This window comes from Mycobacterium sp., from assembly GCF_040509115.1.
GTDB lineage: Bacteria > Actinomycetota > Actinomycetes > Mycobacteriales > Mycobacteriaceae > Mycobacterium.
Map to the genome: position 1 here is coordinate 1 of NZ_JBEVLO010000032.1, position 11,267 is coordinate 11,267.

11 protein-coding genes and 1 pseudogene are annotated in these 11,267 nt (G+C 68.5%); 6 read left to right on the forward strand and 6 right to left on the reverse strand.

The genetic code is table 11. The features are described from left to right. The coding region (locus ABW137_RS02745) for a DAK2 domain-containing protein (protein ID WP_526396645.1) at nt 1-909 on the reverse strand (909 nt) is incomplete at its 3' end. Nucleotides 910-1,121: 212 nt separating this feature from the next. Between ABW137_RS02745 and rpmB the strand changes: the two genes are divergently transcribed. Beyond that, nucleotides 1,122-1,316 (forward strand): 50S ribosomal protein L28, encoded by a 195-nt coding sequence (gene rpmB, locus ABW137_RS02750; protein ID WP_526396647.1) that lies wholly within the window; start codon nt 1,122-1,124, stop codon nt 1,314-1,316. Nucleotides 1,317-1,383: 67 nt separating this feature from the next. Here the strand turns inward: rpmB and ABW137_RS02755 are convergent, their stop codons facing one another. After that, on the reverse strand, nt 1,384-2,064 hold the full coding sequence (locus ABW137_RS02755) for a uracil-DNA glycosylase (protein WP_526396649.1): 681 nt from the start codon (nt 2,062-2,064) through the stop codon (nt 1,384-1,386). A gap of 153 nt (nt 2,065-2,217) precedes the next feature. After that, on the reverse strand, nt 2,218-3,174 hold the full coding sequence (locus ABW137_RS02760; RefSeq protein ID WP_526396651.1) for a thiamine-phosphate kinase: 957 nt from the start codon (nt 3,172-3,174) through the stop codon (nt 2,218-2,220). A 110-nt stretch (nt 3,175-3,284) separates the two neighbouring features. Here ABW137_RS02760 and ABW137_RS02765 point away from each other — a divergent pair, with 110 nt between their 5' ends. Both ABW137_RS02765 and ABW137_RS02770 read left to right on the forward strand, forming a co-directional pair. Next, the gene (locus ABW137_RS02765; protein WP_526396653.1) at nt 3,285-3,527 is read left to right on the forward strand and encodes an Lrp/AsnC ligand binding domain-containing protein; all 243 of its coding nucleotides are present in this window, start codon (nt 3,285-3,287) and stop codon (nt 3,525-3,527) included. A gap of 10 nt (nt 3,528-3,537) precedes the next feature. Continuing rightward, nucleotides 3,538-4,098, forward strand: coding sequence for a DUF3515 family protein (locus ABW137_RS02770; protein ID WP_526396655.1), 561 nt, complete (start codon nt 3,538-3,540; stop codon nt 4,096-4,098). Here the strand turns inward: ABW137_RS02770 and ABW137_RS02775 are convergent. The 3 genes from ABW137_RS02775 to ABW137_RS02785 all read right to left on the reverse strand — a co-directional run bounded on the left by ABW137_RS02775 (nt 4,095) and on the right by ABW137_RS02785 (nt 7,415). Next, entirely contained in the window at nt 4,095-5,222 is a 1,128-nt protein-coding gene (locus tag ABW137_RS02775; protein ID WP_526396657.1) for a D-alanine--D-alanine ligase family protein, read from the reverse strand. The genes ABW137_RS02770 and ABW137_RS02775 overlap by 4 nt on opposite strands. An 85-nt stretch (nt 5,223-5,307) precedes the next feature. Further along, entirely contained in the window at nt 5,308-6,432 is a 1,125-nt protein-coding gene (locus tag ABW137_RS02780; RefSeq protein ID WP_526396659.1) for a cystathionine gamma-lyase, read from the reverse strand. A 2-nt stretch (nt 6,433-6,434) separates the two neighbouring features. Continuing rightward, on the reverse strand, nt 6,435-7,415 hold the full coding sequence (locus ABW137_RS02785; RefSeq protein ID WP_526396665.1) for an NAD(P)H-dependent glycerol-3-phosphate dehydrogenase: 981 nt from the start codon (nt 7,413-7,415) through the stop codon (nt 6,435-6,437). Nucleotides 7,416-7,478: 63 nt separating this feature from the next. On the opposite strand from ABW137_RS02785, the gene cofC reads away from it, so the two are divergent. The 3 genes and pseudogenes from cofC to ABW137_RS02800 form a co-directional block, all read left to right on the forward strand. Then, complete coding sequence (gene cofC, locus ABW137_RS02790) at nt 7,479-8,210, forward strand: 2-phospho-L-lactate guanylyltransferase (RefSeq protein ID WP_526396661.1); 732 nt, start codon at nt 7,479-7,481, stop codon at nt 8,208-8,210. A gap of 15 nt (nt 8,211-8,225) precedes the next feature. Further along, nucleotides 8,226-10,412 (forward strand): RNA degradosome polyphosphate kinase, encoded by a 2,187-nt coding sequence (locus ABW137_RS02795; protein ID WP_526396663.1) that lies wholly within the window; start codon nt 8,226-8,228, stop codon nt 10,410-10,412. Between the two features lie 10 nt (nt 10,413-10,422). Next, a pseudogene (locus tag ABW137_RS02800) lies at nt 10,423-11,267 on the forward strand (NUDIX hydrolase); the annotation flags it as partial.

Here is an 11,267-nt window from a genome sequence, read left to right on the forward strand (position 1 = left end):
CGGCCGCCCGACCTCGATCGCCGCCTCGATCGCCGCGCCCGCGTCGTCGGCGTGCACGTGCACCGAGTACCTGCCCCCGGTTCCCGACGAGGCGATGGCGACCGACTCACCGAGACCGTCGAGGCGCGCCCGCAGCGCTTCGACGCCCGCGTGGTCGCACCCGTCGACGAGGTACATCACCTCGAACTGCGGGGGCGCCGGGGCAGGGGCACTCCAAGGAACTGCTCCCGACGGCTCGTAGGACACCCGGTGCGGGGTGTGCCCGGTCAGCGTCGCGGTCATCGCATCGAGAAGGACGAGCATTCCCCGGCCACCCGCGTCGACGACCCCGGCCTGCGCCAGTACCGCCAGTTGCTGGGTGGTCTTCTCCAGCGCGACGACCGCGGCGTCCGACGCCACCCCGACGATCTCGACCAGCTCACCGTGGTCGGCAGCGGCATCCTCGGCGGCCTCCGCGGCGGCCTGCAGGACCGAGACGATGGTGCCGGGAACGGTGTCGCTCACCGACGCATCGACCAACACGACCGCATGCCGCATCGCGGCGGCGAACAGCGGTCCGCCGACGTCGGCGAGGACGCCGCCACGTTCGTCGGCCGCACCTGCGAGCACGTCCGCGAGGCCACGCAGGATCTGCGACAGGATCACCCCGGAGTTACCGCGCGCGCCCTGCAGGGCGCCTTCGGCCAGCGCCGCCGCGATCTCGGTCACGTCCGACCCGCGCGCGCAGGCATCGGCGCGCGAACACGCAGCGCGCATCGTGAACAGCATGTTGGTGCCGGTGTCGGCGTCGGCCACGGGGAACACGTTGAGCCGGTTGATCTCGTCGGCGTGCGCGATGAAGCCCGTCACGGCGGCGTGGGCCCAGTCCCGCAACCCGGTGGCGTCGAGTCGCCGTACCGACGTGCCCAACGACTCACCTCCCACCAAGTGCGGCCTCGCGCCACGCGCCATCTGCCGCGCCAGCCTAGCGATCCTGACCGACGTCGTCGGAGTATCGTCCACAGGGTCACTCAGGGTGACGGTCGTTTTGGCGTTACCCCCAACGGCCGGTATCCTGGTCAGGTTGTCGGGTCACCCGCGTGCGGTCGTTGGCCCCCCAGTACCGATCGAGGAGTTTCTACATGGCTGCCGTTTGCGATGTCTGCGGGAAGGGTCCCGGCTTTGGTAAGTCGGTGTCACACTCCCATCGCCGGACCAGCCGTCGCTGGGATCCGAACATTCAGGTCGTCCACGCGGTGAGCCGTCCCGGCGGCAACAAGAAGCGCATCAACGCGTGCACCTCGTGCATCAAGGCAGGCAAGGTCGTGCGCGGCTAACTGCCGCGTACCCTCTTCTTCTGCTCGAGCAGACCGTCCGCACCACGCGGGCGGCTGCTCGGTACCTCTAGGGCAGCCGCCAGTCGATCGGCTCGGCACCCATCTCGGCCAGAAGGTCATTGGCGCGGCTGAACGGGCGCGACCCGAAGAATCCGCGCGACGCCGACAAGGGCGACGGGTGCACCGATTCGATCGTCGCGCAGTGCTCACCGGACAGCATCGGCTTGAGCGTTTGCGCGTCTCGGCCCCACAACACGGCGACCAGCGGCTCCGACCGTGCCGCCAAGGCTCGAATCGCGCACTCGGTGACCGCTTCCCAGCCCTTGCCGCGGTGGGACGCGGGCGTGCCCGGCCGAACGGTCAGCACCCTGTTGAGCATCATCACGCCCTGCTGCGACCACGGCGTCAAGTCACCCGAACTGGGACCGGGGTGGCCGAGATCGGTGGCGTACTCCTTGAAGATGTTGTCCAGGCTGCGTGGCAGCGGGCGTACGTCGGGAGCCACCGAGAAGCTCAGGCCGACCGCATGCCCCGGCGTGGGGTAGGGATCCTGGCCGACGATCAACACCCGCACGTTCGCGAGCGGAAACGTGAAGGCCCGCAGCACGTTCTCGCCTGCGGGGAGATACCCGCGGCCCTCGGCGATCTCGGAGCGGAGGAACTCCCCCATCGCAGCGACCTGACCGGCGACGGGTTCGAGGGCTTGCGCCCATCCGGCTTCGACGAGTTCTGAAAGCGGGCGTGCCACGAAAGGTCAACGTAGTGTCCTGCGACCGGAATTCACGGTAAATACGTGGTGAGTCGCTGAAGAAGTTCGTCGGCCTCGAGTCGAGGTTCGGTCGAGGCGAGGTGTGCTCGCGGGTGACTGCGAGAACGCATCAGCCCACGGCCCGCATTCGGCTCAGAACGACTGCCAGCCCGGCTGTCCGGTCCACTCGGCACCGTCGACCGACACCCGCGCAGGCCCGTCGACCACCCGACCGATCCGGCGCCAACCGGACGGCACGTCGCCGGGGAACGTCGCGACGAGCGCGTGGTCCTCGCCACCGCCGAGCACCCACTCCCAGCCGTCGCCTCCCGTAGCCGTCGCCGCCGACACGAGTGCTGCGTGGTCGGCGGTCAACTCCTCGGTGGAGAGGTGTACGCCGACACCCGAGGCGTCGGCGAGATGGCCGACGTCGGCGAGCAGGCCGTCGGACACGTCCGTCATCGCCGTGGCACCCGCGTCGGCCGCCCTGCGCCCCTCCCCGTACGGCACCGACGGCACCAGGTGCGACCGCCGCAAGTCGTCATCGGAGTGAATGTCACTGAGCCACAACGCGTATCCCGCTGCGGACCGCCCAAGATCACCGATGACCGCGACCGTGTCACCCGGTCGCGCTCCGCTCAGGAGCACCGGCTCGCGACCACCCAGATCGCCGAGCGCGGTCACCGAGATCACCCACTGGGGAGCGGCGACCAGATCGCCGCCGACGATGCTGCCGCCGAAGCGTCGGGCCTCGTCCCACATGCCGTCCGACAGGCGAAGTACCGCGTCGCCGTCGGTGTCGCCGGGCGCCCCGAATGCGACGACGAAAGCCGTTGCCGTCGCGCCCATCGCCTCGATGTCGGCCGCGTTCTGGGCGATGGCCTTGCGCCCGACGTCGTGCGGGGTGGACCAGTCCAGCCGGAAGTGCCGTCCCTGCACGAGCATGTCGGTCGACACGACGGTCCTGCCGTCGGCGGCCGTGACCACCGCGGCGTCGTCACCCGGCCCGACCAGGACGGCGGGTGTCTGCGCGCGCCCGTTCACCAAGCGACCGATGACCCTGAACTCGCCAAGCTCGGCGAGCGTTTCGGCCCGCTCACTGTCGGCCATGTCACCTCCGGCTCGGTCCCCCGCTGCGTGCCCTGAACACCGGCGCGACCTGCGCTATGTTTGGTCCCTGCGGCGAGGAGTCTATGCAGCCGGAACGGAGGACAGCTCGGGTGGTCGAGGCATTCATGCTGATTCAGACCGAGGTGGGCCGCGCCGAAGTCGTCGCCAAACAGCTTGCGGGTCTGCCCGGAGTGTCGTCCTCTGAGTACGTGACGGGTCCGTACGACGTCGTGGTCCGCGTCGAGGCGGATTCGACGGCCGAGCTGCAGTCGGTGGTGGTGCCCAGCGTGCAACAGGTGACCGGTATCACCCGCACCCTGACCTGTCCGATCGCCGACGGGGCGCACCCCTAGAGTCGACCGGGTGACCGACGACCCCCCATCCCCGGCAGCCGACGAACGCGATGGACCGCCCCGCGCGGTCCTCGTCGCGGCGATCGTGGTGGCGGCGGGAGCGGTCGTCGCGCTGCTGGCCGTGATGGCCACCAAGCAGGCCGAGCCCGCGCCGCAACCCGTGGCGATCGCCGGAGCGCCAGCACCCCAGGCCGACAGCGACGCCTGCCGGGCGTTGGCCGCGGCCCTTCCCGACGAGCTCGGCGATTACCACCGCGTGCAACCCGTCGATCCCGTCCCCGTGGGCGCCGCCGCGTGGCAGGCCGAACCCGGCACCGATCCCGTCATCCTGCGCTGCGGGCTGGACCGCCCGGACGAATTCGTCGCCAGCTCACCGCTGCAGGTGGTCGACGACGTGCAATGGTTCCGCATCGGCGGGGAAGGTCGAACGACATGGGTGACCGTCGACCGGCCGGTGTACGTGGCGCTGACGCTGCCCGACGCGTCGGGACCCACCCCCATCCAACTGATCACCGCCACCATCGCCAAGTCGATGCCCGCGACACAGGTCGATCCCGGGCCCGTCCGCTAGCGCAGGCCGGTGCCCCTGGCGAGCGCCGTCTCGACCATCGCGGCCAACAACGTCGGGTAGTCCACACCGCTGGCGGCCCACATCCGCGGGTACATGGAGATGGTGGTGAAACCGGGCATGGTGTTGATCTCGTTGATCACGGGACCGTCGTCGGTGAGGAAGAAGTCGACCCGGGCCAGCCCCTGGCAGTCGATGGCGCGGAACGCATCGATCGCCAATTGCCTTATCTCGTCGGCGATTTCGTCGTCGATCTTGGCCGGCACGTCGAGCTCGGCGGCGTCTTCGAGGTACTTCGTGGCGAAGTCGTAGAACCCGTCCTCGCGGCCGCGGACCCCGGCAACGCGGATCTCGCCGACCGTGCTGGCCTCTACCCGGCCGTCGGGTAGCTCGAGGACGCCGCATTCGAGCTCCCGCCCCGGGACGGCCGCCTCGACGATCACCTTCGGGTCGTGCCTGCGGGCGCCTGCGATTGCGTTGTCCAGTTGGTCCCACGTCGCGACCCTGCTCACGCCGATGGAGGAGCCCCCTCGCGCGGGCTTGACGAACACGGGCAGTCCGAGCCGTTCGCGGTCCTCCGGCTGGAGCGTGGCGGCACCGGCACGCAACACCACCTGATCGCCGATGGGCAGCCCTTCGGCGGCGAGCAGCTTCTTGGTGAACTCCTTGTCCATGCCGGCCGCACTGGCCAGGACGCCCGCGCCGACGTAGGGCACGCCCGCGAGTTCGAGGAGTCCCTGGATGGTGCCGTCCTCCCCGTAGGGCCCGTGCAGCACCGGGAACACGACGTCGACGGCGGCCAGGACCTCGCCCGCGCCCCCGCCGAGCGACAGCAGCTCGCCGCGGCGACGCGGGTCGGCGGCGAGCGCCAGCGCGGTGCCCGACGTCCCGCTGACCTCGGGCAGCTGACCGTCGGTGATGGCGAGTGTTTCGGGTCTGCCGTCGGTGAGCACCCAGGACCCGTCCGGCGTGATGCCGACGGCGACCACCTCGAAGCGGTTCGGGTCGAGATTGCGCAGGATGCTGCCGGCGGAAACGCAGGAGATGGCGTGCTCGGAGCTGCGGCCGCCGTAGACGACGGCGACGCGTGTGCGCGCCTGCGGGCCTGATGTTTCGCGGTCGGTCACAACCTAGAGAGGCTACCGTCCACACTCGAACGTGCAGTGCACCGCACGCTGAGCTGCGGTTTTGCCTCGCCGTCCCTGTCGTCGGTCACGAGTCGAGTGGCTTGGCCGGCTCCAGCGCGCGTTCGATGTCGGCGATCACGTCGTCGGTGTCTTCGATGCCCAGCGATACGCGGACGAATCCGTCGCCCACCGGGTCACCCCAGCGCGCCCGCCGGTCGACCGAGGTGTGGATTCCGCCAAAACTGGTCGCCGCGACCAGCAGACCACTGCGCTCGACGAGCCGGTGCACGGCAGCGGCGTCGGCCAACTCGATGGAGACCAGCCCGCCGAACCGTCTCATCTGCCCACACGCGATCGCGTGCGACGGGTCGTCGGGCAGTCCCGGGTAACGCACCGAACGCACCGCGGGGTGATCGCGCAGCATCAGCGCCAACGCCAGTGCGTTCTGACACTGCCGCTCGAAGCGCAGCCCCGCCGTGCCGAGGCTCCGCAGCGACAGCCACGCCTCGAAGGACCCGAGGATGGCTCCCGCCAGAAGTCGTTCGCGTTCGATCGCGGCCATCAGCTCCGCGTGACTGCCCGCCACATAGCCGGCGAGCAGGTCGCTGTGGCCGGACAACGCCTTGGTCGCACTGGCGACCACGACGTCCGCGCCAAGCGAAAGTGGTTGTTGCCCAAATGGTGTGGGAGTGGTGTTGTCGACGAGCAGCGTGGTTCCCTTGCCACGGCAGATCATTGCGAGCTGGTGCAGGTCGACGACGTCGAGGGTGGGGTTGACCGGGGTCTCGGCGAGGACGACGTCGGCGTGCTCGGCCGCCGCGCACATGTCGGCGGCGCGCACCTCGCGCACCTCGACGCCAAGCGGAGCAAGGTATTCCGCGGCGTAGCGGCGCACCTGGTAGTAGCCGTCCGCAGGGACGACGAGCGTGGTGCCGGGTTTCGCAATCACGCGCAGTGCCGACGCGATCGCGGCCATCCCCGAGCCGAAGCACAACGCCGACGCGGCGCCCTCCAATTCGGCGAGTGCCGACTCCAGTTGCCGCCAGGTCGGGTTCGACACGCGGCCGTAGCCGTCCAAGGGCAGCGACTCGTCCGGCGAGAGGTGATAGGCCGCCGCGGGAACGGGCGGTGGGGTTACCGGCTGACCCGGAATCGGCTGGGAGCCGGACGCCCTGACGCTGCGGGTGGAACTTCCATACTGTCCGTCCATCGTCACTCCGCCTTGGTGCTGCGGCCCAGAAGCAGCGCGACGGCGTCGTGGACGGACAGACCCTTGTGGCAGACCCGGTTGACCGCATCGGTCAGCGGCATCTCGACGTCGTAGCTGTCGGCCAGCGCGAGCACGGACTGGCAGGACGTGACACCCTCGGCGACGTGGCCGCCGGCCGCCGCCAGTGCCGATTCGATGGTGCCGCCCAGGCCGAGGCGCTCACCGAACGCCCGGTTGCGTGACCGCGGGGACGTGCACGTGGCGACCAGATCGCCGACGCCCGCCAGCCCCGCGAGGGTGGACGCCTTGGCGCCCAGGGCAATTCCCAGCCTCATGATCTCGGCCAGCCCGCGGGTGATGATCGCGGCCGCGGTGTTCTCGCCAAGCCCCACGCCGGCGGCCATTCCACAGGCCAGCGCGATGACGTTCTTGCAGGCGCCACCGATCTCGGCGCCGACGACGTCGGAGTTCGTGTAGGGCCGGAAGTATCGGGTGGAGAACGCCCGTTGCAATGTGACGGCGCGACCCGAGTCGGCGCATGCGACGACCGTGGCCGCCGGCTGTTCGTCGAGGATCTCGCTTGCCAGGTTGGGACCGGTGACGACGGCGACGCGAGACGGGTCGACGCCGACCACCTGCACGATCACCTGGCTCATGCGCAGCAGCGTCTCGAGCTCGATGCCCTTGGCCACACTCACCAACGTCGCGTCGCCGTCGATCGAACCGCGCCACCGCTCGAGGTTGCCGCGCAGTGTCTGTGACGGAACGGCAAGAAGGACAGTGCACGCCCCCGCCAATGCCGACTCGGCGTCGTGAGTCGCCCGGACCGAGCTCGGCAGGTCGACGTCCCCGATGTAGCGGGCGTTTCGGTGGGACTCGTTGATCTCTTCGGCCAGACCCGGACTGCGGGCCCACAACGTCACGTCGTTGCCTGCGTCCGCAAGGACCTTCGCCAGCGCTGTCCCCCACGCGCCGGCGCCCATTACCGCAGCATTGACCACGGGAACAAATCTAGCCTGGTCTGCGCTGCTGGCAGGATGGCAGCCATGACTTCGACGAACGCCGGTGGTAATGCCGAGGCGAGCGAAGCGACGGGTGGTGGCGCCGAGGCGAGCGAAGCGACGGGTGGTAGTGGTGGTGCCGTGGCGAGCGAGGGTGACGTCGGGCTGATCATCGCGGTCAAGCGTCTTGGTTTGGCGAAGACGCGTCTCGCGCCGGCATTCGCACCGGAGGCCCGCGAACAGATGGTGCTCGCGATGCTGATCGACACCATCACCGCGGCGTCTTCCGTAATCGCGGTCCGTGCCATCACCGTCGTGACCCCCGACGCCGTGGCCGCCGACGCCGTCCGTGGGCTCGGCGCCCGAGTGCTAGTGGATCCCACTCCTACGGCCCACCCCGATCCGTTGAACAATGCGATCTCGATCACCGAGGCTGCGATCCGCACGGAGACGGCGAACGTCGGCGTGCTGCAAGGCGATCTGCCTGCGCTTCAACCGCGGGAGCTCGCCCAGGCAATCGCTCTGGCGCGCAAGAACCAGCGCAGCTTCGTCAGTGACCGGCATGGCACGGGGACGTCGGCACTGTTCGCCTTCGGCGTCCCGCTGCAGCCCCTATTTGGCGCCAATTCCGCACGGCGACACAAGGATTCGGGCGCCGTCGAACTGACGGGCGAGTGGCCGGGCCTGCGCTGCGACATCGACACCCCCGACGACCTCTCAGCCGCCCTTGGGCTCGGCGTCGGAGCGGTCACGAAGAACACGGTCGGCGGCACCTAGCACCGCCGGCGGGACATGGGGGATGATCGTGGCGTGACGGAAGCCGAAGCACGACCTGCCGACGCGGACTGGGTGTCGGACGACAGCACACCGGATGCGCCACCCGCGCCGACCGCGGACGCAATCGACGACTCGCTGCCAGATGACCGCTACCTCAACCGCGAGCTGAGCTGGCTGGACTTCAACGGGAGAGTGCTCGCCCTTGCGGCCGATCCGTCCCTTGCGCTGTTGGAGCGGGCCAAGTTTCTGGCGATCTTCTCGTCCAACCTCGACGAGTTCTACATGGTGCGCGTCGCCGGCCTCAAGCGCCGCGACGAGATGGGTTTGTCGGTGCGGTCCGCCGACGGTCTCTCACCCCGCGAACAACTGCGCCGTATCGGTGAGCGCACCCAGCAGATCGCCAACCGGCACGCCCAGGTGTTCCTCGACGGCGTCCGGCCGGCCCTGGCCGAAGAAGGCATCTTCGTGGTCAATTGGAACGACCTCGACGATGCCGAGCGTGCCCGGCTGTCCACCTACTTCCACGAGCAGGTGTTCCCGGTCCTGACGCCGTTGGCCGTCGATCCCGCCCATCCCTTCCCCTTCGTGAGCGGGCTGAGCCTGAACCTGGCGATCACGGTGCGCCAACCCGAGGACGGCACGCAGCATTTCGCCCGGATCAAGGTTCCCGACAACGTCGACCGATTCGTCGAGCTGGGTCCGCGCGACGGCGACGACCAGACCACCAAGAACACCGTGGTGCGGTTCCTGCCGATGGAAGAGCTGATCGCGGCGTTCCTCAATGTGCTTTTCCCCGGGCTGGAGATCGTGGAACACCACGCTTTCCGGATTACGCGCAATGCGGATTTCGAGGTGGAAGAAGACCGCGACGAGGACCTCCTCAAGGCGCTGGAACGGGAGCTGGCACGTCGCCGGTTCGGGTCACCGGTGCGGTTGGAAGTCGCCGACGACATGACCGAGAACATGATGGAGTTGCTGCTGCGTGAGCTCGACGTCAACCCCGGTGATGTGATCGAAGTCCCGGGCCTGCTGGACCTGTCGTCGCTGTGGCAGATCTACGGTGTCGACCGCCCGGCGCTCAAGGACCGGACCTTCGTCCCGGCCACCCCACCCGCATTCGGCGAGCGGGAAACGCCGAAGAGCATCTTCTCGACGCTGCGTGACGGTGACGTCCTGGTGCACCACCCGTACGACTCGTTCTCCACCACGGTGCAGCGTTTCATCGAGCAGGCTGCCGCCGACCCCAATGTGCTTGCCATCAAACAAACCCTGTACCGCACCTCGGGCGACTCCCCCATCGTCAACGCGCTCATCGACGCCGCCGAGGCAGGCAAGCAGGTGGTCGCGCTGGTGGAGATCAAGGCGCGCTTCGACGAGCAGGCCAACATCAAGTGGGCCCGTGCCCTGGAACAGGCGGGCGTCCACGTCGTGTACGGGCTGATCGGGCTCAAGACACATTGCAAGACCTGCCTGGTGGTGCGCCGCGAGGGCTCGGCGATCCGCCGGTACTGCCACATCGGCACCGGCAACTACAACCCGAAAACCGCTCGGCTCTACGAAGATGTGGGATTGCTCACCGCCGCACCCGATATCGGCGCCGATCTGACGGACCTGTTCAACTCGCTGACCGGGTACTCCCGCAAGGTCAGCTACCGCAATCTGCTGGTGGCGCCCTACGGCGTGCGTCGGGGCATCATCGAACGCATCGAGCGGGAGGTGGCCGCCGCGGCCGATGGTGCCGACGGCCGGATCCGGTTGAAGGCCAACGCTCTGGTCGACGAGCAGGTGATCGACGCGCTCTACCGCGCCTCACAGGCCGGGGTGAAGGTCGAGGTGGTGGTGCGGGGAATCTGTGCGCTGCGGCCGGGTGTCGAGGGGTTCTCGGAAAACATCGTGGTGCGGTCCATTTTGGGCCGGTTCCTCGAGCACTCGCGAATTATTCATTTCAACGCCATCAAAGAGTTCTGGATCGGCAGTGCCGACATGATGCATCGTAATCTGGACCGGCGGGTCGAAGTGATGGCGCAGGTGAAGGATCCACGGCTGACCGCTCAGCTCGACGACATGTTCGAGTCCGCGCTGGATCCTGCCACCCGCTGCTGGGAGCTCGGATCCGACGCCCGCTGGACGGCCTTGCCGCATGAGGGCGAGTCGGTACGCGACCATCAGGTGTCCTTGATGTCGAAGCACCGACATCCCTGATCCGGCACCGATTCGACCTGCAGGAGTAGAGGTGTCGACAACCGCGCCCATCGTGCGCGCCGCCGGGGCGGTGCTCTGGCGTCCCGTGCCGGATTCCCAGGACCTCCGCCGGTCCGGCGACGTCGAGGTGGCGGTCATCCACCGGCCGCGGTACGACGACTGGTCGCTGCCGAAAGGCAAGGTCGACCCGGGCGAGATCGAGCCGGTGACCGCGGTGCGGGAGATCCATGAGGAGACGGGTTTTCGTGCGCATCTGTGAAGACGGCTGATGTCGGTGAGCTATCCGACCGGTCAGGGCCTCAAGAAGGTCCGGTACTGGGCCGCGCGGGTCGACCCGTCTTTTTCGGGTGATTTCACGCCCAACGACGAGGTGGACAAGCTGCTGTGGATGTCGGTCGACGACGCGATGCACAAGCTCGGTTATCCGCACGACCGTAAGGTGTTGCGTCGGTTCACCAAACTGCCCGCCGACACCGGCACCGTACTGGTGGTGCGCCACGCCACGGCGGGCCGCAAGAGCCGCTACAAAGGTGATGACCGAAAACGCCCACTGGACAAGCACGGTCGGGCGCAGGCGGAATCGTTGGTCAGCGCACTTCTGGCATTCGGTGCCAGTGACCTTCATGCCGCCGATCGAGTCCGGTGCCGGCAGACTCTCGAGCCTCTCGCCGAGGAACTCGGGGTCGGCGTCCACGATGAACCGGCGCTCACCGAAGAGGAGTACGCCGAGAGCCGCAAACCCGCGCGGCAGCGGTTGCTCGAGATCGCCGAGAAATCCGGCACCAGAGTGATCTGCAGCCAGGGCAAGGTGATTCCCGGTCTGATCGAGTGGTGGTGCGAGCGCGACGGAGTGCG